Annotated in this window: 18 protein-coding genes; 6 read left to right on the top strand and 12 right to left on the bottom strand. The window is 39.7% G+C overall.

The genetic code is table 11. The features are described 5' to 3' along the window. Positions 1 to 225 precede the first annotated feature (225 nt). Entirely contained in the window at positions 226 to 3,642 is a 3,417-nt protein-coding gene (locus ACRWQM_RS07815) for an EAL domain-containing protein (RefSeq protein ID WP_434931782.1), read from the bottom strand. A gap of 658 nt (positions 3,643 to 4,300) precedes the next feature. Here ACRWQM_RS07815 and ACRWQM_RS07810 point away from each other — a divergent pair. After that, the gene (locus tag ACRWQM_RS07810; protein WP_434926273.1) at positions 4,301 to 5,275 is read left to right on the top strand and encodes a DUF1852 domain-containing protein; all 975 of its coding nucleotides are present in this window, start codon (positions 4,301 to 4,303) and stop codon (positions 5,273 to 5,275) included. Positions 5,276 to 5,349: 74 nt separating this feature from the next. Next, positions 5,350 to 6,402 (top strand): methionine synthase, encoded by a 1,053-nt coding sequence (locus tag ACRWQM_RS07805; protein WP_434931781.1) that lies wholly within the window; start codon positions 5,350 to 5,352, stop codon positions 6,400 to 6,402. 238 nt (positions 6,403 to 6,640) lie between these two features. On the opposite strand, the gene ACRWQM_RS07800 is transcribed toward ACRWQM_RS07805, so the two are convergent. Further along, entirely contained in the window at positions 6,641 to 8,347 is a 1,707-nt protein-coding gene (locus ACRWQM_RS07800; RefSeq protein WP_434931780.1) for an amidase, read from the bottom strand. Positions 8,348 to 8,461: 114 nt separating this feature from the next. Next, a complete protein-coding gene (aguA, locus tag ACRWQM_RS07795) occupies positions 8,462 to 9,568 on the bottom strand; it encodes an agmatine deiminase (protein WP_434931779.1) in 1,107 nt (368 codons plus the stop codon). A 569-nt stretch (positions 9,569 to 10,137) separates the two neighbouring features. Here aguA and ACRWQM_RS07790 point away from each other — a divergent pair. The 4 genes from ACRWQM_RS07790 to ACRWQM_RS07775 all read left to right on the top strand — a co-directional run bounded on the left by ACRWQM_RS07790 (position 10,138) and on the right by ACRWQM_RS07775 (position 14,612). Then, on the top strand, positions 10,138 to 11,514 hold the full coding sequence (locus tag ACRWQM_RS07790; RefSeq protein WP_434931778.1) for a lyase family protein: 1,377 nt from the start codon (positions 10,138 to 10,140) through the stop codon (positions 11,512 to 11,514). 274 nt (positions 11,515 to 11,788) lie between these two features. Further along, a complete protein-coding gene (locus tag ACRWQM_RS07785; RefSeq protein WP_434931777.1) occupies positions 11,789 to 12,148 on the top strand; it encodes a hypothetical protein in 360 nt (119 codons plus the stop codon). Beyond that, complete coding sequence (locus tag ACRWQM_RS07780) at positions 12,108 to 12,536, top strand: hypothetical protein (RefSeq protein ID WP_434931776.1); 429 nt, start codon at positions 12,108 to 12,110, stop codon at positions 12,534 to 12,536. The genes ACRWQM_RS07785 and ACRWQM_RS07780 overlap by 41 nt, the downstream gene beginning before the upstream one ends. Positions 12,537 to 12,602: 66 nt before the next feature. Beyond that, entirely contained in the window at positions 12,603 to 14,612 is a 2,010-nt protein-coding gene (locus ACRWQM_RS07775) for a putative bifunctional diguanylate cyclase/phosphodiesterase (protein ID WP_434931775.1), read from the top strand. 793 nt (positions 14,613 to 15,405) lie between these two features. Here ACRWQM_RS07775 and ACRWQM_RS07770 read toward each other — a convergent pair. The 9 genes from ACRWQM_RS07770 to ACRWQM_RS07730 form a co-directional block, all read right to left on the bottom strand. Next, positions 15,406 to 16,458, bottom strand: a complete 1,053-nt coding sequence (locus ACRWQM_RS07770; protein ID WP_434931774.1) for a protein-glutamate methylesterase/protein-glutamine glutaminase — start codon at positions 16,456 to 16,458, stop codon at positions 15,406 to 15,408. Further along, on the bottom strand, positions 16,451 to 17,071 hold the full coding sequence (gene cheD / locus ACRWQM_RS07765) for a chemoreceptor glutamine deamidase CheD (RefSeq protein ID WP_434931773.1): 621 nt from the start codon (positions 17,069 to 17,071) through the stop codon (positions 16,451 to 16,453). The genes ACRWQM_RS07770 and cheD overlap by 8 nt, the downstream gene beginning before the upstream one ends. Before the next feature lie 2 nt (positions 17,072 to 17,073). Beyond that, a complete protein-coding gene (locus ACRWQM_RS07760) occupies positions 17,074 to 17,910 on the bottom strand; it encodes a CheR family methyltransferase (RefSeq protein ID WP_434926304.1) in 837 nt (278 codons plus the stop codon). Positions 17,911 to 17,993: 83 nt separating this feature from the next. Next, positions 17,994 to 20,318: a methyl-accepting chemotaxis protein gene (locus tag ACRWQM_RS07755; RefSeq protein WP_434931772.1), complete on the bottom strand. Its 2,325-nt coding sequence runs from the start codon at positions 20,316 to 20,318 to the stop codon at positions 17,994 to 17,996. A 5-nt stretch (positions 20,319 to 20,323) separates the two neighbouring features. Continuing rightward, the gene (locus ACRWQM_RS07750; RefSeq protein ID WP_434931771.1) at positions 20,324 to 20,827 is read right to left on the bottom strand and encodes a chemotaxis protein CheW; all 504 of its coding nucleotides are present in this window, start codon (positions 20,825 to 20,827) and stop codon (positions 20,324 to 20,326) included. Further along, the gene (locus ACRWQM_RS07745) at positions 20,817 to 22,787 is read right to left on the bottom strand and encodes a chemotaxis protein CheA (protein ID WP_434931770.1); all 1,971 of its coding nucleotides are present in this window, start codon (positions 22,785 to 22,787) and stop codon (positions 20,817 to 20,819) included. The genes ACRWQM_RS07750 and ACRWQM_RS07745 overlap by 11 nt, the downstream gene beginning before the upstream one ends. Before the next feature lie 28 nt (positions 22,788 to 22,815). Then, complete coding sequence (locus ACRWQM_RS07740) at positions 22,816 to 23,181, bottom strand: response regulator (RefSeq protein ID WP_434926307.1); 366 nt, start codon at positions 23,179 to 23,181, stop codon at positions 22,816 to 22,818. After that, complete coding sequence (locus tag ACRWQM_RS07735) at positions 23,178 to 24,872, bottom strand: SpoIIE family protein phosphatase (RefSeq protein WP_434931769.1); 1,695 nt, start codon at positions 24,870 to 24,872, stop codon at positions 23,178 to 23,180. The genes ACRWQM_RS07740 and ACRWQM_RS07735 overlap by 4 nt, the downstream gene beginning before the upstream one ends. Beyond that, entirely contained in the window at positions 24,859 to 25,143 is a 285-nt protein-coding gene (locus ACRWQM_RS07730) for an STAS domain-containing protein (RefSeq protein WP_434931768.1), read from the bottom strand. Before ACRWQM_RS07730 ends, ACRWQM_RS07735 begins: the two co-directional genes overlap by 14 nt. Positions 25,144 to 25,148 lie beyond the last annotated feature (5 nt).

Genomic DNA, 25,148 nt, shown 5'->3' with positions numbered 1-25,148 from the left:
ATCTTGAATATTGTTACTGTCTACGCAACACTGACCAAAACAGATATTTCCACTTTACTATCCATATTCATACAACTTAGCATAATCAAACAGTTTAATTTAAATGTCACTGGTGCCTTGTTGAATTAACGCAAAAAATATGACTCTCATATAACTAAAGACTAGGCTAATAAGAGATTTTTACCAAAATTTTATCTCCAATGTGCAACAATTAACATCCACTAATTAGAATTCGTTAAGTTGCTTTGTATCAGCCAGTAACAGCGTCATCGCTGAATCTGAGTCTACTGGTTTACTGTGGTAATAACCCTGAGTTTTGGTTGCACCAATTTTTTGTAATGCCTGATATTGCGCTTTTGTTTCTACCCCTTCTGCTGTTATTGCAATTCCGAGGCGATTAGCTAACAACACTATACTTTCAACAATGGCATGATCTTTGTCACTATCCATTAACCGACTAACAAAACTGCGATCAATTTTTATGTTATGAATGGGAAAACGATGTAAATAACTCAGCGAAGAAAAACCAGTGCCAAAGTCGTCTAAATGAATATTAATTCCGATAGCCTGCAGTTGATATAATATTTTCATCGTTGTTTCTGGATCATTAATTAATACACTTTCAGTGACTTCAATATTAAGGCAGTGTGCGGGCAATCCATGCTTGTCTAAAAGTGCTTTGAGTTTATCAACAACATGATAAGTTGAGATTAAGTCACTCGACGCATTACAACTCACGGTTAAATCATCGCGTTTTAACTGTTCACGCCATTGGGTTATTTGGCCTAATGCTTGATCAATAACCAGATAATCAATTTCAGCTATCCTTCGCATCTCTTCAGCTATACCTAAAAACTTTATCGGCTCAATCAATCCTTTGGTTGGGTGCAACCAACGAACTAATGCCTCAAAACCGGCTATATGGCCTGTACTAGATTTGATAATTGGTTGAAAATAAGCAATAAATTGCTTTTCATCTACAGCCTGACTTAACTCATTACGCAACCTTAACTGATTTTTCGCCATCATATGCATATCTTCATTAAAGATTGCATAACCCCCTCGGCCTTCACGCTTTGCATGGTACATAGCACTGTCTGCATCACGTAAATATTCTTGCGCATCAAGTAGCTCTTTGCTCGCCAAAACAATACCGATACTAGCATTGGTCACAACAGACTCATTATTTAACATAAAGGGTTTATTAAGTGAGCTATTAATACGCTCGGCAAGTTTAACCACCTGATCTTCATTTGTAATACACTCCATTAATATACAAAATTCATCTCCACCAAATCTTGCCAGAGTATCTGAATTACGTATTTCATGACTCAACCTTTCAGCGATCGCAACCAGTAATTTATCGCCTTCTAAGTGACCTAAACTATCATTGACTAATTTAAATCCATCTAAATCAAGAAACAACAGAGCAAAATTGTGTTCAGCATCACGTTTATACTGCCTTACTGCCTTGGTCAGAAACTCAATAAATAATGTTCTGTTAGCTAAATGAGTCAAAGGGTCATGAAAAGCTAACTGATTTAATTTAAGTTCAGCTTGTTTTCTTAAGCTAATATCAATGCACTGAATAAAAATATAGTCGGCTAGGCCATCGATATTTTTTTGAACAAAAACATTAATATAACAGAAAAGTTCTGTACCATTTTTACAGACCAAGGTTATTTCTGTATCAAATGACTTCGCTTGTGCATGACGAATCAGCTCTAATTGTCTGTAACCTAATTCACGTTCACTAGGCTGAAGTAAATCGACATAACTTAACAGGTTGATTTCATCATCCGTATAGCCGAACGTTTTGCAGAGTGTGTTATTAGCTTGTAAGATTTTGCCATCAAGCCCTACCACAGCCATGCTAATAGTCGAATTGTGAAACACATTACGGAACAATTGCTCACTTTGTTTTTTAGCTTGTTCCGCTTTATGTTGCTCACTTAGATCTTGTACTGTACCAGTCAAACGCAGTCCATCTTGCTCAACCTGTCCTGTTGAATGAACATAACTGCGATCATGCTTATCATTAATGCTAACTAACTCATGACTCAAACTAAAAGCAACACCATGTTCGATAAACTGCTTAAACACATCTGATATGGGTTCATTATCACTTTTACCTAACCGATTAAATAATCCTTCGATATTGAGAGTTGCAACTTGAGATGAATTTAACTCCAATAGTTTAACCAGCTCTTTTGACAGGATTAATTGGTTAGTTACAGTGTCATACTGCCAACTCCCTAAACGTGCAGCAGCTTGCGCATTAGCAAGGTTACTTTGACTTAACTGTATTTGATGTAATTGTGTTTCCAGTACTTTGTTTGCATTCGCCAGCTGATTGTCACGTTTAATTAAATTATGATTCATTGCATTGAAAGCACTGGCAAGACGCCCTAATTCATCTGGGCGAAGATCATCTAACTTTCCTGCTTGTTCACCTCTAGATAATGCTAGGGTGGCATTATTTAGTTTTGATAAAGGCTGGGTAATTTTCTTTCTCATCACAAAAAATAGCACCATCAACTCAATTCCAAGTGCAATAAATCCTGAAATGAATACAATTATTGCCGTACTAGAAGCCACATTACTCACAAGGGCCTTAGGTATAACACTGACATAATACCAACCAGGGCCTGATAGCTTACTGACCATTAAATAAGAATCTATCTGTGTCAATTCAATCATTTTTTGGCTCGGTTCTGCACTAATTACCGCTTGATAAATTGATTTTAATGAATCGTTACCATCCCGATTAATAATAAACTGACCATCAGCCGCTTTAAGTTGCTCAATGTAATTGTGATGTGCAATCAAGCGACCATCTTGACGAAAAATAAGGTTATACGCCCCTTGGGGAGCCTGATTAATCGTTCTTTGGAACAGTTCATCCAAAGACATGTCATTGCCAATGGTGGCTATGTGTTGCTGCTGATAATATATAGGAGTTTCTATTGAAACCATCCAAATATCAGATTGTTTATCAAGGTAAACGCCTGTCCAAACCGTCTTTTTCTCTGGATTATTTTTTTCAATCGAAATGGTAAAATACTCTTCCAAACGAATATCAAAATCAGCGGCTAATCGATAGGTAAAATCAGGAATTTCTGGCCAATAAATGGCGGCAAAGTTTTCAGTACCATAAGCATAAGTATTAATGAAGCGATTGCGCCAGCTTTTGCCATAATCGCTGACGAGTGTATTAAGTAAACTTGCACGGTATTTAAGCTCGTCTGTTAATTGGACATCTTTTGCAATCCAAACCCCCGCACGTTCATTTGCATCGAATAATTTTGGATTAAAACGCACCGCTTGATCGCTTTGGCGAATGAAGTCTTGATCGAAAAGGGACAACATCGCTGCTTTATTTGATGGCTGATAAGAATTCAGAATATCTTGCTTTAGTAATTTGTGGTTGTCTTCTGCCAGAGTAAAAATTTGGCTTTCTCTAGCCACCCTTTCTTGGGTAAAAGATTGGAATTCAGCTAACTTGGTCGACTCTATCTCGGAGAATATATGAAAATAACTTATGGTGGTTAATATGCTTATCACTAATAAAATTCGAACACCTACCGCTATCAAGGTATGACTAACAATAGATTGCTTCAAACTTGCTAAGAGCTTTATCATTCAAGTTCCCTGTAAAAAGTGCACTAGAAACGCCACAAAAGTGCGGTAACTGAGCTTAAATTATGCTTTAGACATATTATATAAAGCATTATGGCTTAACTTTAGCAGAGTTGATTGAATGTTAACAAACAGTTAGAGAAAAACATCTATGCTTACCACAAAAGGCAAGAGTTCTATTTACGGCGCATTTATTATCACCTAATAACTCCGAGTTTAAACAAGACCCATCATACAAGCTAAAGAAATCTTACCGCAAAGCGAAATACAAAATTTAATCAATAACAATCACTAATAGAAAATACACCCATAAAATCAGATTATTACACAAAGCCGCCAATCAAATTATGCACTAACCCAGCTAATAAATATAACCTCAACCGGCTGACACCCACATTAATATTCAAACAGAAACAACATGAATATGACTCATGTTTGAAGTGAAATAATACCGTTTTTGTTCATGTACCGAACCACGTATAACTTACTCAGCGCAAAACACTAGACAAACTTACAACTGATCCTTAACTAAGTCATCAGGCGAAAAACCTAAAAAACGGTAAGACAACTGACTGAGAAAATCAGATCAATAGATAAAAAATGTCTAGAAGCACAATGCATAAACTCAGGTTTGAAATCATAGAATGGATACTAAATCGCCATGAATAATAATTTTACATTTTCAATTAACAGCATTTGTCTAGATGAGAATTACCACCCTTCAGACAAAACCCGTATCACTACCAACTTTGCTAACTTAGCCAGAGGCAGCTATCGTCAGGCCAATTTACGCAACGCGTTGAAGATGATTGATAATAGTTTTAATGCCTTAGCCCATTGGGATAATCCAAAAGGCGATCGCTATACAGTAGAACTTGAAATTATTTCCGTTAATATGGACATTTCAGGCAGTGGCCAAGCCTTCCCTTCGATTGAAATTTTGAAAACCAATATTGTTGATAGCAAAACCAATAGACGTATTGAAGGCATAGTCGGCAATAACTTTTCTTCTTATGTTCGCGACTATGATTTTAGCGTATTACTGCCAGATCATAACAAAGATCAGCCCCAATTTAGCATCCCAGAAAACTTTGGTGAGCTACATGGTAAACTGTTTAAATATTTTGTTAACTCAGATACCTATAAACAGCACTTCACTAAGCCACCGGTTATCTGCCTCAGTGTTTCGGATAACAAGACATATCATCGCACTGAAAACCAACACCCGGTATTAGGGGTTGAATACCAGCCGAATGAATCGTCATTGACTGAACAATACTTCCAAAAAATGGGCTTACAGGTTCGCTACTTTATGCCGCCAAATAGTGTCGCGCCGTTAGCTTTTTACTTCTTTGGTGATTTACTCAATGATTACACTCATCTTGAGCTGATAAGCACCATAAGCACAATGGGCACCTTTCAAAAAATCTACCGACCTGAGATTTATAATGCCAATGCCGTGGCGGGTAAATGCTATCAACCAAATTTGAAAAATCTAGATCATTCACTGACGCAAATTGTTTATGATCGCGCAGAACGTAGCCAACTTGCTACGGAACAAGGGAAATTTGCTGCGGAGTATTTTATCAAACCGTATCAAACTGTACTTGAGCAATGGTCAGCTAATTATGCGTAATTTATATATTTATTCGCACGGTTTAACCGCTTAGCTCAGTGGTTACGTTAGTCAAAATTTACGGTATCAATATAATGAAAACATTAAAAAAACAAATACTACTACCCACTTCAACTGCGGGCAGTTTACCTAAACCTCTATGGCTAGCAGAGCCTGAAACACTATGGTCTCCTTGGAAATTACAAGGTGATGAGTTAGCTGCTGGCAAACAAGACGCACTGCGTTTGTCGTTACACGATCAACAGCGAGCAGGTATTGATATTGTCAGTGATGGCGAGCAAACACGCCAACATTTTGTGACCACCTTTATTGAGCACCTCAATGGCGTTGATTTTCAAAAACGTAAAACCGTTAAAATTCGTGACCGTTATGATGCCAGCGTTCCCACAGTTGTTGGTCCAGTGAGCCGTCAAAAGTCGGTTTTTGTTGAAGACGCCAAATTTTTGCGTCAGCAAACCACGCAACCAATAAAATGGGCGCTTCCTGGCCCTATGACAATGATAGATACACTTTATGATGATCATTATAAAAGTCGTGAAAAACTTGCCTGGGAATTTGCCATTATACTGAATCAAGAAGCCAAAGAATTAGAAGCTGCGGGTGTTGATATTATTCAATTTGACGAACCTGCATTTAACGTGTTTTTTGATGAGGTGAATGACTGGGGCATAGCGTGCTTAGAAAGAGCCATTGAAGGGCTAAAATGCGAAACCGCGGTCCATATTTGTTATGGTTATGGCATAAAAGCTAATACCGATTGGAAAAAAACCTTGGGCTCTGAGTGGCGTCAATATGAAGAAGCCTTTCCCAAACTGCAAAAATCAAATATCGATATTATCTCACTAGAATGTCACAACTCCCATGTGCCGATGGAGCTCCTTGAACTCATTCGCGGTAAGAAAGTCATGGTTGGTGCGATTGATGTAGCAAGCAATACCATAGAAACGCCAGAGGAAGTGGCAGATACTCTGCGAAAAGCACTTCAATTTGTCGATGCTGATAAGCTTTACCCTTGTACCAACTGCGGCATGACACCTTTATCCCATCAAGTAGCAAGAGCCAAACTCAATGCCTTAAGTGCAGGCGCAGCGATCGTTAGACAAGAACTCTTGGCCAACATGAATTAACTTTTTGTGTTTGTCTAGCAACAAACATTAACATAAAAAAATCAATTAATTGACCCATTATTTACCCTTACGACATAAGGTTTAAAAACTTGTAATTAATTACTGGTGGCGATACTTGGTGATGATCATTTTGTTGATTTTTTAACAAAGATTTTTCGTTATAAATAATGGGATTGGTGCGTAAAACCAATCCCGTTATTTAATTATGATGCTTAAGCTTTGGTTCGTTGCTCAGTGCTTATTGACCTAGCGCTGGTGTGCGTGAAGGAATAACGCGCTTATTGCCCGTCGCTTCAAATGCACTGGCAAACTTAAGCAGGGTATTGTCGTCATAGGCACGGCCTGCAAAAGTTAAACCCACTGGCATACCAATATCGGCCATTACGCCCATAGGCACAGTTACCGTTGGTACACCTAAGTGACGAATAGCCAGATTACCGTTGGCAACCCAAATACCGTTGCTCCAAGCTATGTCGGCAGACGCAGGATTAAGGTGTGCATCAGCAGGACCCACATCAGCCACAGTTGGAAACAGCACAGCATCAAGTTTTAGCTCGTCCATCCAGTCTTCTAGATCCAGCTTGCGCGTTTTCTCTAAGCCACGCAGTCCATCGGGAACACTGTCGATTTGGTTATACGACTTAAGCCCTCTTTTAGCCATGTTGACGTATTCATCCATGCCTGCGGCTAAATCGCCCTCACGATTTGGCAAGGTGCCTAAGTCATGTGGGAAAATTAAATGGCCGTTAACGTCAGAAAGCTTATTTAATTTAGGATCATTATTAGCACGCAAGAATTCATCTAATGCCCAACCTGATAATTCCCATAGCTCATCTTCCAAAAACTCAGCTGTGACTATGCCGCGATTGAACACGGTCGGCGCACCAGGTCGGTCACCTTCGCAGTTGGAAACCAGCGGAAAATCAACTTCAATGACTTCTGCTCCAGCAGACTCAAGTGCTTTGCGCGCCGCTTCCCATAAGTCGATAACTGTCGCGCGGGTATTGATACGCTGACCGGTTGGTCCACCAATACCTGGATTTTCGCTGGTGCCAGCCAATTCATCTTTATTGATGTACATGCGCGGCACCCCAAAACGCTTGCCTTTAAGCGTGTCGGCTTGTGCAGCAAGATCCAAATAAGATTGTGGTCGCACGCTTGATGCTTTGGGGATTTGAACCCAAGGTTGCAAACGCCACAAGTCACCACGGGTGATTGGGTCATCAGCCACGATAACATCAAGTACTTCGAGCATGTCTGCCATAGTGCGGGTGTAAGGTACGACCACATCCATAGTCGGTGTCAATGGCCAATTACCGCGCACAGAGATGACACCGCGTGATGGAGTATAAGCACACAAGCCGTTGTTAGATGCAGGTCCTCGACCGCTTGACCATGTTTCTTCAGCTAAGCCAAAAGCTGAATAGCTTGCCGCGGTGCCAGTTCCGGCGCCATTAGACGAACCAGAAGCAAAAGGAGCAGTAAGGTAGTTCGCGTTATATGGACTTTCAGCGCGACCATAGTGACCGCGCTGCATACCACCATTAGCCATAGGCGGCATGTTGGTTTTGCCTATGCATATAGCACCGGCTTCGCGTAGACGCTCCACGGCAAAGGCATCATATTGAGCCACTAAATCTTTAAACGCTGGGCTGCCCGAAGCCGCTGTTAACCCCTTAACAAGGTAGCTGTCCTTGGTGGTATAAGGAATACCATCGAGTGGGCTCAGTGTTTGACCACGAGCCCGGCGTGCATCAGAAGCCTGCGCTTCTTTTATCGCATCTTGATTGCGCACCACTAATGCATTTAATTTAGTCTCTGTTGCTGGGCCGTCATAAGCATCAACTCGCGCTAAATATGACTTAACCAGTTCAACCGATGTAGTACGACCTGATTCAAGCGCTGCACGCAGCTCAGCAATAGAAATCTCAGTGACTTCGAACATGTTACAACCTCTTCTTGAAAGGCAATTGTGTTAAAGATCAATTGCTCTAAAAGATAAATATCATCAAAGACAGTGACTGAAAATTCACTGTCTTTTATTGGTCTTGGTTTTTATTTATTGACCAGAGGGGATCTGTTGGGTAATACAATGAATATTACCCCCACCTAATAAGATCTCCCGTGCAGGCACACCAACAATTTCATATTCAGGGAAAATGTCCTGTAATTTTTGAGCTGCAATATCGTCAGTTGCAGGATCAAGTAGTGGGAACACAATACGCTGATTAGTAATAAGAAAGTTCACGTAAGAACCCGCTAAACGCTCACCCGCCGTGCGTGGTACACCAGTGCCCACTTCTACACCTTGAGCTTCTTCTTCAGTACAATACAAAGGGCCCGGTTGTGGCATTAAATGGATTTTTAACTTACGACCCTGTGCATCAACAGCATTTTGTAACACATCTAAGGCCGCTTTTGAGCGAGGATACTGCGGATCATTTTGATCATCAGTCCAATGCAAAATCACTTCACCTGGACGCGCAAAACAGCACATATTATCAATATGTCCATCGGTCTCATCCATGTAAACGCCATCTTCCAACCAGATAAACTGCTGCACATTTAAGTACTCAGACAGTAATGCTTCTATCTGTTCACGGGTCAAATCTGGGTTGCGGTTGCTGTTAAGTAAACATTCAGCACTGGTCATGCAGGTGCCTTCACCATCGACATGAATTGAACCGCCTTCAAGAATAAGTGGCGCACGATACCCCTCAAAACCATGTTGCGCGTTCATTTGCAGTGCAACTTGCTCGTCTTTATCCCATGGAGAGTACAAACCGCCGTTATGACCGCCCCAGGCATTAAAGCCCCAATCGATACCACGACATTCGCCCTTGGCATTTACCACGACAGTAGGGCCAGTATCGCGTGCCCAGCAATCATCGCTATCGATTTCAACCAAAGTAACGTGAGCAGGCATAACCGTCTTAGCTTGCGTTAAAAATGCCTTGGGCACGCCCATATAAACGGGTGTAACAGCACCGATGGCATCAGCCACCTTGGCAAACGTTGCCTGAGCATATGCACCAGCAGAGCGCCAGTTATCAGGACGGTATGGCCAAAGCATCCACACAGCTTGCTGCGTCGCCCATTCGGCGGGCATATGAAAACCATCTTCAGATGGCTTAGTTGTTAACTGCGTGGTATTCACGTTTGTCATGAGTTTTGTCTCCAGTAATGCTGAAAAACGATAAGGGTAAGCGCCCTAACTATAGGACGACAGGAAAGAAATACACCTAGCATCATTCTAATAAAAATCGATTTACGGCACTCATCAGGCGGATAGTTAGGCCGAAATAGCCGCATCTTCACTCGGTGAGTTTTAGCTTTGTTAAAACATATTGCCATATCATATCATTTAAGGCTGCTTGCGCTAAAGGGTTGTATGTCTTCTAGTACAGTAAATTTATGAGTTTTTTAACATGTCTGCATGCATCAATATTAACACTGATTAATGATTATACATTCAAGTCGGTTGCTGCAATTAACAGGCCTATACCTTGATTAATAGTCGCAAGATACCCGCATAGCTCAAGTCGAGACTAATACAATTGACGCCAAATCAATCAAAGCTATAAAACCAAAAATATTTTCTATTATTTTCAAGCTGTTTCAATAATTGCATAGCATGATTCATCGCTGGTCTCCCCATAAACATTTACGGGCACTTCCTGCTAAGCTTAGTGAATACACTACCTTAACCCAATCAAAAATCGAGTCGAAAACCTTATGAGTAAGATGCGTATAGAGCATGACAGTATGGGGAACGTTCAGGTGCCAGATGATGTTTATTATCAGGCACAAACTCAACGCGCACGAGATAACTTTCAGTTTTCGAAGCGGCGCTTTCCGACGCCAGCGATAATCGCCCTGCTAGATATAAAGTCAGCTGCAGCAAAGGCTAATTGTCAACTCGGTTTGTTAGATAACGCTATGGCCAAAGCAATTCAACAAGCGATTATCGCCAGTAAGAAGCTTGATTTTTCGCAGCACTTTCCAATTGATTTGTTCCAAACAGGCTCTGGCACCAGTTCTAATATGAATGTTAATGAAGTCATTGCCAGCCTCGCTAGCAACATTTTGCAGGCAAAAGTTCACCCTAATGATCATATCAATATGGGTCAAAGCAGTAACGATGTCGTGCCCGCCTGCATTCATATCAGTACGGTTAGGCAATTAAAGGGCTTGTTGTACCCATCGATTAAGGGCTTAAGTGACAAATTAGCAACTTTGGCCGATGAGTATTCCAATACAGTAAAAACCGGTCGCACCCATTTAATGGACGCCATGCCGATTACACTTGGGCAAGAACTGCAATGTTGGCAACAACAGCTAAACAGTGCTCAAGCTAGAATTCAGCACATTGAGCTAAGTCTGCATCATTTACCATTGGGCGGCACTGCGGTGGGTACTGGCGTTAATTGTGACCCCAATTTTGCCAAACTTGCATGTGATTATTTGCAACAGCAAGATCAAATCCCCTGGCAAGCGGCGGTAATGCCTGCATTGTATATGAGTAGCCAAGATCATACCTTAGGCATGGCTTCGGCGCTCAAAGGGTTAGCGGTTACCTTATTGAAAATCGCCAATGATTTACGCTGGATGAACTCTGGCCCTGTGGCAGGATTACAAGAAATTAGTTTAACGGCGCTGCAACCCGGCTCATCGATAATGCCCGGTAAGGTTAACCCCGTTATCCCAGAAGCCGTAGCCATGATAGCCGCTGAAGTTATCGGCAATGAAACAACCATCACCATCGCGGCGCAATCGGGTAATTTTCAGTTAAATGTGATGCTGCCACTGATTGCAGACAAACTGCTGTCCAGTATTGATTTATTAACCCATGCCTGCCAGGCCATGACCGATAAAGTGTTTGCCGAATTTAAGCCCAATGCAGATCATTTGACCCGGGCATTGGAGAAAAACCCCATTCTGGCTACCGCACTTAATTCAGTGGTGGGTTACGATATGGCCGCAAAAATTGCTAAACGTGCTGATAATGAACATAAATCAGTATTAGTAATTGCACTTGAAGAAACCGATTTGGACAAAGATAAACTTAAAGGAATACTCGACCCATTGAATCTGGCAAAGCCTTATCATTAGCAGCCATACAGACAAACAGACAAACAGCGATAAGCGATAAGCGTAAAGCGATAAGCGATAAGCGATAAGCGATAAGCGATAAGCGATAAGCGATAAGCGATAAGCGATAAGCGATAAGCGATAAGCGTAAAGCGTAAAGCGTAAAGCGTAAAGCGTAAAGCGTAAATAATGTGTAGTAGACATAAAGGTCACTTCAAGTTATGCAATTGCATATCGTATATAGTGAGCTAAACTCTGAACAGAGTCTTAATACTTATCCTATTTGAGAGCAAATATGGTCAAATTATCCTTGTCCCTCGTTTTTTCACTGATGCTATCCAACCCTGTATTTAGTCAATCTAAAGAAATTGTTGCCTCTTTTGGGGAGTCCTTGCCTCCGTGGGTAATTGAAGAAGGTTCCACTGGAATACTGGTCAACTTGTTGCAAGATTGCCTAGAACCTTCTGGTTATCAACTCAAGCCAAAAACACTGCCTTACGCAAGACGAATTGCAGAGTATCTGACAAATCAGGTTAGTGTGGTGACAGATATCAATGAAAAAACCATTGCTGAAAGAGGACTTAAAGGCTATTACACTGGCGATATCTACGCCTATGAAAACTTTCTTTTTCTCTCTTTCAGAAAGGGCTCTTAAGGTCAATAAAATAGCTGATCTTGCTGAATACTCATTAATTTCATGGCAGGGAGCAATTGCACATATTGGCGGTGAGTACGCTGCAATGGCAACGCAAAATAGAAATTATAGTGAAACTCATAATCAAAAAACTCAGCTAAGAATGTTATTAAGTAAAAGGGTTGACTTCATTCAAATGGATGGTCAAATCTATCAATTTTATCGGCAAGAATTGATAAATGACAACGAATTTGACGAGACCGTTGCGGTGGATAGAGCACCCCTATTTGGAAAGAGTCCCAATGGTTTTCTATTTAAATCAGAAGCAGCAAGAGATGCTTGCGTGACTAACTTAAAGCTGATTAAAGAGAACAATAAATATAAGGATATTTTATATTTTGGCAGCTAGGTTAAAAAATCCACATTCGTTGTTTATTTTTCTTAAGCTATATGATCTTTTAGGGCATAGATACTGATGAGCATCATAGATTATTTAAGAAAATCGTTAGCGCTAACACAAGCCATAATCGCTTTAGTGCTAAGTATTCTCATTGCTCTGTTAGTCAGTGGATACTCGCTTAGCTTGCATCTGTCAGACCAAAGAGATGAAGCCTTTAGTTTGGCTCAAGAGATCCTTACCGCTGCTGAAGGTGGCGCGACCAATGCAGCTTGGACTTTAGATCCTGTTCTTGCCGAACAAATTGTCGCGAGTATGACGGCACTGGGCATGGTTCAAGATGCGGTACTTACTGGTGAAACTGGGAATATTATTGCTGCCGACAGAAAACCCGTTCAGGAAAAAAAGTATTTAATTGCATGGGTAACGTCTAACTTTATCGGCGACGAAATTCTCGGTGAAAGAAAACTCTATATTGAACTGAATAATGAAATGCGCCAAGTTGGCGTGTTATCAATAAAATTAAATCCCACCCCTCTAGCGCAACAGTTTTTGACCTTTGCCGGCAGCGTAATCATTACAGGACTGTTGCAGGCCGTTACCATTGCTTTGGTTTTATTATGGTTATCTTCTTGGCTATTAACTTCGCCTTTGCGGCGAGTAACCAGGTCCATATCAAAAATTGATCCTGAAAATCCAGATCCAAGAACACTGGAGAGCTTAACTATTCATGCTACAAATGAAATGGGGCAGCTAGTAAATCACATCCAGCAAATGTTAAAAGGACTCATTAGTGCTCAAGAACAACTCAGAAACCTAGCAACGAGAGACCCACTGACAAATATACTCAACCGAACACTTATAGCAGACCGATTATCACAAGCGATTATCACCGCCAAACGAAACAATTCTAAAGTGGCGGTTTTATTTATTGATATGGACCGGTTTAAAACTATCAACGACTCTTTAGGTCATGATGTCGGCGATACTCTTCTTATTGAAGTGGCACACAGATTATTAAAAACACTTAGAAGCAACGATGCCGTCGGGCGTTTAGGCGGAGATGAGTTTCTGGTAGTGATTGAAGGAAATAATGAGCTAAGCGAATTAATGTATGTGGTTCAGCGAATTGATGAAACATTAACGCTACCCTATTTTTTGGCTGACCGGGAAATTCGTACTTCTGGTAGTATTGGGATTTCTATTTATCCCGAAAATGGAGCAGATACAAATCAACTAATGCGCTGCGCTGACTTGGCCATGTATAAAGCAAAAGCGAGCGGTAAACATTGGCACTTCTACGCGAAAGAAATGAGCGATAAAGTCGAAGCAAGATTAAATATCGAAGCCGCGCTGAATTACGCAGTTGAGCGTGAAGAATTTCATTTGAATTATCAGCCAAAAATAAACTCTGAAACAGGCAAGTTAGTAGGCTGCGAAGCATTAATACGTTGGAATAATAATCCTGAAGATATTTCAGTAGAAGGTTTTATTAAAATTGCTGAAGAAAATGGTTCAATTATCGCTATTGGAAACTGGGTGTTAGAAACCGCTTGTCAGCAAATAAAACACTGGGAAAAAGAGTATGGTGGAATATCCGTTGCGATCAACGTTTCTGCTCGACAGATGCAAGAAGATAATTACGTAGAACATGTGTTATCAGTGATTAAAAAATATGATGTTAACCCAAAACTGCTTGAACTGGAAATTACCGAAACTGTATTGATGAAAGCTCTCGATAAAAGTTTTATTGCCTTAAAAAAATTACGCCAGCATGGGATAAATATTTCAATTGATGACTTTGGCACAGGTTACTGTTCGCTTTCTTACCTATCTCGTTTACCTGTCGATATACTCAAAATCGATCGTTCTTTTGTCTCAGGAGAGCAACCATCCACTGCCGTTTTAGAAATGATTGTTGCAATGGCTAAAGCTCTAGGTTTAAAAACGATTGCTGAAGGGGTCGAAACCCAAGAACAAAAAGATTGGCTAATTCAAGAGGGTTGCGATTATTTGCAAGGTTATTTAATCAGTAAGCCTATTTCAAGCAAAGAACTCGAAGAAAAATTCTTAGTTAACCTCAATTAAATATCTGCCAGTACAATAATAAATAACCTCAACTCGGGTTAAGAGATGGGCTCAATAAGCTGAATTCAAGAGATTTAGCTTATTTTGTAGCAAACTTGTCATTTGTTTTGAAAACAAGGCACATTAACACGTCAATAGCTGGCCTATTGCACGTTAATGAAACGTAGTTAGCAAGACAAAGGGCTGTTTGGTAAGCATTTATTATCCCGAGCTGAGGTTAAATATCAATTGTAAAGATAATCGTCAGCTCAATAATACGAACATCTACTCACTCGATGTCCATATTCAAAATTATCACCTATTGATCTATCAAGACAACAAACAAAAGCCCTACTAATCACACGCAAACAGCATTGATAGTAAGGCATATCTTCTAAGCTAACGCTAGTTTTCTGTTCTGGCTATGTTCAATATGCTGAATAATTTAGGGTGTTGAGGGTGTTTTGTGTGTAGGTAATAAAGCAAGTGCCATAAGCACTAACTAACCTCAGCTCGGGTTAAGAGATGAATAAACGGTATTGAAATAGTCAAAATTCAACTGTTTACCCTCAAACTTGAGCTTTGCGCTGTTAACAAGGCGAATTTATGCGTCAATAGCGAGCTATTGCAAATGAATTCAACACAGTTAGCGGGGCAAAGATCTGTTTGATATGCATTTATTATCCCGAGCTGAGGTTAACTAGGACAAGACCATTGAAATTCTTGAACTCAAGCTTGTTAAATTATCTGAGCTTGACCTCATTATTGCATTTTAATGGCATAAAAAATTAACAAGAATGAGTAATGAAGATAATCAAATCCTATATTCTTTTCCTAATCGGTTAATTATTTGCACAATTTGAGAAGGAATATCCTGCAAACTTAAAATCATCTGCGCGGCTCCTAAGTCAATTGCGGCTTTAGGCATTCCAAATATAACTGAGCTTGCTTCATCCTGTGCGATAGTAATACCATCAGAGTTAAGCAGTTCCAACATTCCGGCGGCACCATCTTTACCCATGCCAGTTAAAATAACACCTAAGACATTGCTACCAGCTGTTTGCGCTAAAGATTGAAACATCGCATCAACTGAAGGCCGGTGACCGCTCACTCGCTCACTATCAGACAGTTTAATCCGATAATCAGCACCACTGCGAACCACAAGTAAATGCTGATCGCCTGGCGCTAAATAAGCACAGCCAGGGATCAATCTTTCACCATCCTGAGCTTCTTTCACATGTATTGCACTAACCTTGTCCAGATTTTCGGCAAAGGTTTTAGTAAACCCTGGAGGCATATGTTGGGTAATAACAATGGCTGGACTGTCGATAGGCATTTCAGCAAGTAATGATTTAAGTGCTACAGTTCCTCCCGTTGAGGCGCCAATAGCAATAATTTTCTCACTTGTTTTAAATTTAAATGCAGTATTTGCTATATTTTTTTTGATAGCTTTAGGCTGAACCTTTGCCTTAGCAACAGAGCGTATCTTGGCAACAATTTCGCTACGATAGGCCTCCATGCTATTAGCAATATCCAATTTAGGTTTGGGAAAAAAATCCACGGCGCCAATTTCTAAAGCTTTAAGAGTCACCTCAGCACCCTGCTCTGTTAAACTAGAAACCATTAACACAGGAGTTGGTCTGGCTTTCATTAAACGGTCTAGAAAAGTTAACCCATCAACCTTAGGCATTTCGACATCTAATGTAATCACATCAGGACTAAAGGTGATGACCATATCTTTTGCTACAAAAGCATCTGGAGCGGCGCCAACTAATGTAAAATCTGGCTCAGCTCGAATAATCTCACTCAATAAGCTCCGAATAAGGGCTGAATCATCAACTACTAATACCTTTATTTGTCTAGTCATCAAATAGCTCCACATCACCACTCATAGCTTGTGAACGTAACTTAAACTTGTACTCACTTTCACGGTCTAAAATTGTAGTGTTATGCATAGTTTTAATTTTTCTAACCAGTACCCGTCCCGTATCTGGGAAAAAATAAACTTTACGAGGGTAAACATCAAGAAGGTCAGAAGCTATGATTGGAATATGTTCCATTCTTAAATAATCTTGTACAAATTCAGCGTTACGTTCACCAATATTAACAGTCAAAAACCCTTGTAACACATTACCGCCACCAAACACCTTAGCCTCAAGCCGATTTTTACTTGCGCCGAGCTTGAGTAAATGGTTAATCAGTATTTCCATCGCATAAACTCCGTAGCGAGCAGACTCTGAAGTCCCACCACCTTGTGGGTAGTTATCCTGTGGTAGTAAGAAGTGATTCATACCGGCAATTCCTAGGACAGGATCTCGTAAACACACTGATACACAGGATCCTAAAACTGTCACAATAAGGGTATTTTGTGTTGTAGCAAAATACTCTCCGGGAGAAATTTTTACAGCTTCAGAATTAAAATACCGGTCATAATATCGATTAGGAGCAAGGTTCGAATTATTAACATCAAAGTTTAACAAGCTTACCTCACAGAGTGATTTGGGTAATAAGTTGTGTTGCCAGCAGATCTAACCAGATGAGTCGCATTATTAAAGGTTTCAGAATGTCCTGCTACATAAAGGCCATCTGCAGGTAATAATTTAACCATCCTTTCTAATACCTTTAACTGAGTCGAACGGTCAAAATAAATCATTACATTGCGACAAAAAATAATGTCAATTGGCTCCCTTAATGACCATTCAGATTTAAGTAAGTTAATCTGTCTAAATTCAACCATTTTCTGTAACTCTGGTACGACTTTAACCATACCAGCAAATGCTCCTTTTCCTTTAAAAAAAAATTGTTTTTTACGCTCCTCTGCTAAAGAATTTATTCTGTCGATTGAATAGATCCCTGCTTTAGCTTTTTGCAGTACCTGACTATCTACATCGGAAGCAATAATTTTAATTGGTACATCAAACATAGCAAACGTTTCAGCAACCACCATTGCTATAGAATAGGGTTCCTCCCCTGTACTACTGGCGGCACACCAAATCGTTCGTGTTTTAGGATGTGCTATCAAGTACTTTTTAAGAATGTCAAAATGATGTGGTTCACGAAAAAACGAAGTCAAGTTTGTCGTTAGCGCATTAATGAAATGTTCTTCTTCGCTAGGATGAGTATTAAGATGATGCAGATATTCCGAAAAACCTTGCAGTTTTAACGACCTAACTCTGCGGGCTAAACGGCTATAAACCATCGAGTCTTTACTATCTGCTAAGCGAATTCCTGTTAATTGATATAACAAAGTTCTCACTGAATCAAAATCAGCTTTTGCAAAACTGAACTCTCTATTATCCCAGCCTTCAGAGCTTGTCATTATAATATCCTAGTATAAATATATTATGACCCTCACCTGATGGGTGAGGGCTTCAATCATTTTATTATTTAATACTTATAAGACTAAAAACTCTCCCATTCGTCATCTTTGGGCTGCGATGGTTTGATGGCATTTCTTTTCGGTAATGTGCTCTTAGCGTGAGAGATCATTTGTGTTTTGGGTGCCGAATGTTGCAAAGCGGCTTGCACATGTTGATAATCATCGTCGAGTTTAAATTGGCTAACATTAGTCGCCAATTGTGCCGCTTGAGATAGCAAACTCTCAGCTGCTGCGGCAGCTTCTTCAACCAAAGCAGCATTTTGCTGTGTCATTTCATCCATTTGACTCACGGCTTTACCTACTTCATCAAGGCCGGTCGCTTGCTCACTAGAAGCCGCGGCAATTTCTGCCATGATGTCGTTAACACGTTTAATCGATGTCACGATTTCTTTCATCGTATCACCAGACTTTCCAACTAACTCATTGCCGTTATTAATCTTACCGACAGAGTCAGAAATTAATGCCTTAATATCTTTAGCTGCGTTTGCTGAGCGCTGCGCTAATGTTCTTACTTCAGATGCAACGACAGCAAACCCTCGACCTTGCTCCCCAGCTCGCGCAGCTTCTACTGCAGCATTCAATGCTAGAATATTAGTTTGGAAAGCGATCCCATCAATAACACCGATAATGTCAGCGATTTTTTGTGATGACTCGTTAATAGATGCCATTGTAACGACAACTTGATCAATTAAATTTCCTCCGTTAATAGCAACTTCAGAAGCTTTAGCTGAAAGCGTATTGGCTTGTCTTGCATTATCAGCATTTTGACGCACGGTTCCTGTAAGTTCTTCCATGCTCGATGCAGTTTCTTCGAGGCTGGATGCTTGCTGCTCAGTACGACTAGATAAATCAGTATTACCTTGTGATATCTCACTTGAAGCGGTTTTAATAGTATCTGCGGCGGTACGAATTTTACCTAACATCTGCGCTAGGTTCTGGGAAGTTTGATTACAGCCATTTTTAAGTAATTCAAACGAACCTTGGTAATCAGCGGTTACACGCTCAGTTAAGTCTCCTTCAGAAATGGATTTAAGCACTCGATTAATGTCATTTAAGCCACTTTCAGTGACCCTAAGTAGCGAATTTAATCCCTCAGATAATTTCAAGAAAAATCCATTTTTTCCTTCGGTCGAAATTAAACTGGTAAAATCACCCTCTGCTGCTGCTTGTACAGCAGTATTCACTTCAGACTCAACAAACACCTCTTGAGTACGATCTAACCACTCTACAACTGAGCCTAATCTTGTTCCATCATTGGCAAAAATAGGGTTAGCAACCAAGCGAAAATGACGGCTTCCAACAACAATATTTGCGGTATATGTTTTAGTTAAATTGGCAAGAAGGTGCATTTGATGAGCAGGGTTCTTGTGGAAAATATCTATATTACTGCCAACAACCTTTTCAACAGAAAAATGAGGAAGCTCTTTTCTTAAATCAGACTCAGCAATGCGAAGCATGTTTTCAACTGACTTATTCATATAGGTGATATTACGATCAATATCGGCAATCATTACATTCGTTGTAGTGGTTTCTAATGCACCTAAAATTCGGCTTAATTCATGCTCGGAAGCGACCTCTTTCGTGCGGTCAATCCACTCCACTACTGTGCCTAATCGATTACGTTTTGTATCAAAAATTGGATTGGCAATTAACCGAAAGCTTCGACCAGCAACAACAATATTTCCTACATAAGTTTTGTCTAACGCTGCAAGCAATCTGCGTTGATGCGATGGTTCTTTGTGAAAAATATCAATATTACTGCCAATAACGGAACTAACAGAAAAATGCGGAAGGGCTTTTCTAAGATCGCTTTCAGCTTCCCTAAGCATCCGTTCAACAGCTTGATTCATATATATAACGTTGAGGTCATTATCCGCAACCATTACATTTGAAGATGTTGCTTCTAATGCTGAGGTTACTCTTAATGAAAGTAATTCATGCTTTTTCTGCTCTGTAATATCGTGCCACTCTACTGATGTACCAAGAGATACCCCCTTCTCATCACGAAGTGGATTAAGCACCAGTTTGAAACAACGCACACCGACATTTATTTCAGCTGTATGAGTTTGGGACAGCTGAGTCACTATATTTTTTTGATGTTGAGGTTGTTTGTGAAAAATATCAATATTACTCCCAATCAGAGAAGATACTGAAAATTGGGGTAACTCTTTACGAATATCATCCTGTGCAGCGGTCAATAAATTAACTACTGCTCTATTCGCATAAACGATAACTCGTTCGGGGTCTGCAATCATAAAACAGGTGCTGCTATTGTCTAGAACCAAACTAGCGCGGGTTAACGATTGTTGTTGCTGTCCATTATTTTCAAACCAAGATCTGATACCCATATTTATCACTCCGATGGCAATGCTGTAGAATCGAATAACCCCAGCTCTTGGCTGGAAATCAATTTTTCAATGTTAAGTAAAATAATCATTTGTTCATTAACTGGTGCTAATCCAAATAAATACTGGCTGTCAAAGGCTACACCAAACTCTGGAGGCGGTTTAATATCTGAAGCCTGCATATTAATGACATCAGACACTGCATCTACCACTATGCCAACAATGCGATTATTAATATGAAGCATGATGACAATAGTAAATTCGTTATAGGAAGCCTCACCAACATCGAATTTAAGTCTTAAATCAACAATCGGAACAATATCACCACGCAAATTCAATACCCCTTTAATAAAGGCTGGGGCATTGGCAATTTTCGTAACTGGTTCATACCCCCTAATTTCACGTACCTTCATGATATCTAAACCATAATGTTCATTACCTAAAATAAAGGTTAAATACTCATGTGCGGTGCTATCTTGACTATCTGCATCTTTTTTTTGTTCAGTTATCATACTTAGCCCTTTGCTTTAAAGATTCATTGATTTTCAAAGCCAATGATTCTGCATCCAATATCAATGCAACACTGCCATCTCCCATAATAGTCGCTCCTGCAACGCCTTGAACTCGGCGATAATGTTGCTCCAAACTCTTAATAACAGCTTGTTGCTGCCCGATTAGCTCATCAACAAGCAAAGCAAAGCGCGTATTATTAGTTTCAACTAACACTAAAATACCCTCGGTTGCTAACCTAGACTGGGGCTCTAAATCCATAACCTGATATAAATTTACAATTGGCCAATAAGCGTCACGTAAATCCAAAACTTGTTCATTACCAATAAACTTTAATTGAGAACTTTGTGGTTGTACGGATTCAATAATATTTACCAGTGGAATAATAAATATTTGCCCACCAACGGAGATAGACATTCCATCGAGGATAGCTAAAGTGAGAGGCAAGCGGATTTGAAAAGAAGAACCGCGACCCTTTTCAGAGAGTATTTCTAGCCGGCCGCCCATAGACTCTATATTACGTTTCACAACGTCCATGCCAACGCCACGGCCCGAAACATCAGTGACTTGTTCCGCGGTTGAAAATCCCGCAGACATGATTAATTGCCAAACCTGTTGATCGGTTGGATTTTCAGGCACATCTACATTATTTTCAAAAGCTTTAGCGAGAATACGATCACGATTGAGCCCTGCACCGTCATCTAATACTGAGATCAGGATGTTACCCCCCTTCTGTTCAGCTTTGAGGGTGAGTACGCCGGTTTCGGGTTTACCATTAGCAATCCTGATTTCAGGCAATTCAATACCATGATCTAGACTGTTGCGCACCAGATGCGTCAATGGATCCACCAACAGTTCAATTAAGCCTTTATCTATTTCGGTTTGGCCACCTACAATAGTTAAATCGATTTTCTTATTAAGCTTTTTAGATAAATCTCTGACAACCCGAGGAAACCGATTAAAAACAAAAGACATAGGCAACATCCTAATCGACATGATGCCCTCCTGAAGTTCTCGTGTATTCCGTTCAAGTTCGGCTAATGCTGAGCGTAGTTTTTCACTTGCAAGGCCGGTTATCTCGTCACCAATAAGATTCAGCATAGATTGCGTAATAACTAATTCGCCAACCAAATTAACTAAACTGTCGATTTTTGCTATGTCGACTCTAATGCTGCTACTTTCACTTGCTTCAGCCTTCGCTTTGGTATCTGTGTTAGATTTTGAAAGGGACGTAGATTTAGCATGTTGCGCAAGACTGGATACTGAGGGAATCGAATCGTCTGTCGTATCGTGAAGAACTGATGCCTCTAATTCAGGCTCCTCCTGAGCATTGGACACCTTTTGTTTAGATGAATTTGAGTCTGGTAAATTATCGTCTAAATCAACAAAAAATCCAAAACCGTCCTCTATATCAGCGGTGCTTTCATCAACTATAGGTTCAAAGAATCCAAAACCATCGTCAGTGTCATCATTTACTTGCGCCATGATTTCGGAAGTATTGCTTTTATTTGATGAATTAAGTGGCTTAAAAAAACCAAAGCCATTTTCATCATCTTGCGACTCTGCGTGACTATCTGGTTCTAAAATAACTTCTAAAGATGCGGTGGTAGAATTAACTAAAGCCCATTCGATTTCGGTACTATCAGCATAGCTTTTTAACAGCTTACGAAGAGTATCAACAGCAATTAATAATTCATCTATGATATGCACTGAAAAATTAAATTTACCTTGTCGAGCTTTGTCAAAAAGGCTCTCCATAACATGGGTAACAGTAATTAGCGCATCAAAGCTAAACATGCCACTACCGCCTTTTATCGAATGTGCGGCACGAAAAATACTGTTTAACTCTTCGATATCTGGCGAACTTGGATCAAGGGCTAGTAATAGGTGCTCCATCTCATCAAGATGCTCTTGGCTTTCTTCGATAAAGACACCATGAAATTGACTCATATCCATTGACATAATGTTACCAACTATTAAATAAGAGGACTTATCCCAACACTTTGGAAGCTACTTGCAAAAGCTTATCTGGATCAAATGGTTTAACCATCCAGCCAGTTGCTCCAGCCGCTCTACCGCGAGCCTTCATTTCATCGCTTGCTTCGGTAGTTAATACCACAATAGCTTTCGTCCGATAGGCAGGTAACCCTCGTAATGATTTAATTAATGTTAGTCCATCCATACGTGGCATATTTTGGTCTGTTAATACGAAGTCAAAAATTTTTGTTTTACATAAATCAAAGGCCTCTTGACCATCTGAAGCCAATGTCACTTGGTAATTGGCTGACTTAAGTGTTGCTTCTACCATTTGACGAATTGAAGCTGAATCATCGACAACTAAAATGCTTTTACTCATAGTTTATGTTTTCCAACCAATACCACCCTTACAGCATTTCCAGGAGGTATAATTTCAAGGGTTTCAGCTAAGTGCTCAATTAAAGTTAAGCCTCGGCCGTAGCTTTTAGACAAATTACTCGGTTCTATATCATTCTTAAAAAAACCATGACCACTATCTTCGATATAGATTTCTAAGCGCTGTAAGTGGCTTTGCCACTGAACTTTTAATATAATTTTATTGTCATTAGATAAATGATTTAATCTTTCCATTTTTTCTTCATAAAAAGCTAAAAAGCCATTTTCTTGTGACTTAATTTCACTATTTAACTCGAGTACGCCATGTTCAAATGCATTAGTATATAACTCAGATAACACAGTAAAGACTTTAGTCACCAAGGATAATGGCAGTTGCTTAGATATTAATTCACACAAATGTCCTGGAATATCAAACAAATCGAGTGATGCTCCCTGTAATGTGTGTTCAATAAAAAATGCACTCTCTTGAACAGCTGTTAATTCATCCTCTTCTATAAAGGACTGTAAAATATAGTGAGTATCTATTAGCACAACAGATATATCGTCTTGTGGCGATTCACATTCAACATTAAAATGCTGTTTAACACCTTCTAAAGGTTCTCCAGGTAACTTTAGTAACGAAACCAGATCATCTATGGTTAACATTTTTCCTTTATTAGATGGAGTTTCGATAACACCATCACTGAAAAGAATTACCCTTTGGTTATCTAGCAAATCAATATGTTCTGAATTAACACTAAACTGATTATCGGACAAAATACCCAATGCCATATTCTCAGATTTTATCTGCTTAATTATTTGGTATTGCTCATCGACTATAATGACTGGTGGCATACCTCCATTCCAAATATCAATAGTTTTATTGTTTGGTTGCAAATGAATAATGACTGCCGCCACAAAACGATCTTCTGGCAAAAAATGATTTAGCTTATTATTGAGTTCAAAAACAATATTACACAGTGGTAAGCCTTTTTCTGTCATGGCCCCAAATGCCTGCATCATTGGCATAAGCGACACTGCGGCGGCTAAGCCATGCCCCATTGCATCGGCTAACATCACATAATGACTGCCGTCTGGACCATTACAGTGGATAATGCCGTCGCCACTGAATAATGATGAAGGTTTAATCCAATAATTTATTGCTGGTATATCTAAATGAATTTTTCCATGCATGGCGCCAAATAAATGTTTAGCCAGCGCCTGCTCCTGTAATTGTGAATCTCGCCAAATATTTATTGCTACACGTTGTGTATTATTAACTTTTTCTAAGTAACGCTGATGAATTGACCTTTTCATTTTTAGCCATAATAAATCCATCTTAATTGGCTTTAATGCAATATCGTCAATATCTTGTGTGAATGCTTCAACAAAAAAATCGGTATCACTATTGGCACTGACAATAATAATCGCCGCCATAGGTAAGTGTTCTTTCAGCTGTGAAACAAACTTAATCCCTTCCCCATCGGGTAAATGATTATCCAGTAACACCAATTCATAATTTAATCGTGGTCTATTAATCTCTTTTTTTGCTTTTTCTATTGATGTACATACAACTACTTTTATTCCTTTTTCCATAAAGAATTGTTTGTACATCAAAATACAAACAGGATTATCCTCAATAATCAAAACTGATATAGGTGGGCGACTGTCGTAAAAAAGTTCAAATGAAGGCATAAAGTTTTGTCATTTTTGCAATTTCTAGGATTTCCAAAGCACTACCATGAGCGCTTTTAATAATCAGTTTTGCACGAACACCTTTCTCATTTTTCTTTGATAATAAAACTAACATTCCTAGCGCAGAACTGTCTAAATAGTTCACTTGAGAGAAGTCTAATTGGATTTCTTTAATACCCGTTTTTGCAACTAATGATTCAACCTCTTGGTTGAATGTTTTGTGGTAACTAAAATCAAAACGGTTTGGTAACCTAATACTATAATTATCCAAAGTAC

The sequence above is a fragment of the Shewanella sp. HL-SH5 genome, from assembly GCF_051163755.1.
Classification (GTDB): Bacteria; Pseudomonadota; Gammaproteobacteria; order Enterobacterales; family Shewanellaceae; genus Shewanella; species Shewanella glacialimarina.
Note: the sequence above shows the minus strand (reverse complement) of the source record. Positions and strands in the feature narration are given on the sequence as shown.

Excerpts from the sequence above, each read along its gene's own strand:
- ACRWQM_RS07750 (WP_434931771.1), bottom strand. The coding sequence starts at position 20,827 with ATGATAACTGAACAAAAAAAAGATGCAGATAGTCAAGATAGCACCGCA.
- ACRWQM_RS07740 (WP_434926307.1), bottom strand. The coding sequence starts at position 23,181 with ATGAGTAAAAGCATTTTAGTTGTCGATGATTCAGCTTCAATTCGTCAA.
- ACRWQM_RS07775 (WP_434931775.1), top strand. The coding sequence starts at position 12,603 with ATGAGCATCATAGATTATTTAAGAAAATCGTTAGCGCTAACACAAGCC.
- ACRWQM_RS07770 (WP_434931774.1), bottom strand. The coding sequence starts at position 16,458 with ATGACTAGACAAATAAAGGTATTAGTAGTTGATGATTCAGCCCTTATT.
- ACRWQM_RS07785 (WP_434931777.1), top strand. The coding sequence starts at position 11,789 with ATGGTCAAATTATCCTTGTCCCTCGTTTTTTCACTGATGCTATCCAAC.
- ACRWQM_RS07735 (WP_434931769.1), bottom strand. The coding sequence starts at position 24,872 with ATGCCTTCATTTGAACTTTTTTACGACAGTCGCCCACCTATATCAGTT.
- ACRWQM_RS07780 (WP_434931776.1), top strand. The coding sequence starts at position 12,108 with ATGAAAACTTTCTTTTTCTCTCTTTCAGAAAGGGCTCTTAAGGTCAAT.
- ACRWQM_RS07810 (WP_434926273.1), top strand. The coding sequence starts at position 4,301 with ATGAATAATAATTTTACATTTTCAATTAACAGCATTTGTCTAGATGAG.
- aguA (WP_434931779.1), bottom strand. The coding sequence starts at position 9,568 with ATGACAAACGTGAATACCACGCAGTTAACAACTAAGCCATCTGAAGAT.
- ACRWQM_RS07745 (WP_434931770.1), bottom strand. The coding sequence starts at position 22,787 with ATGTCAATGGATATGAGTCAATTTCATGGTGTCTTTATCGAAGAAAGC.
- ACRWQM_RS07815 (WP_434931782.1), bottom strand. The coding sequence starts at position 3,642 with ATGATAAAGCTCTTAGCAAGTTTGAAGCAATCTATTGTTAGTCATACC.
- ACRWQM_RS07755 (WP_434931772.1), bottom strand. The coding sequence starts at position 20,318 with ATGGGTATCAGATCTTGGTTTGAAAATAATGGACAGCAACAACAATCG.
- ACRWQM_RS07800 (WP_434931780.1), bottom strand. The coding sequence starts at position 8,347 with ATGTTCGAAGTCACTGAGATTTCTATTGCTGAGCTGCGTGCAGCGCTT.
- ACRWQM_RS07760 (WP_434926304.1), bottom strand. The coding sequence starts at position 17,910 with ATGACAAGCTCTGAAGGCTGGGATAATAGAGAGTTCAGTTTTGCAAAA.
- ACRWQM_RS07790 (WP_434931778.1), top strand. The coding sequence starts at position 10,138 with ATGAGTAAGATGCGTATAGAGCATGACAGTATGGGGAACGTTCAGGTG.
- ACRWQM_RS07805 (WP_434931781.1), top strand. The coding sequence starts at position 5,350 with ATGAAAACATTAAAAAAACAAATACTACTACCCACTTCAACTGCGGGC.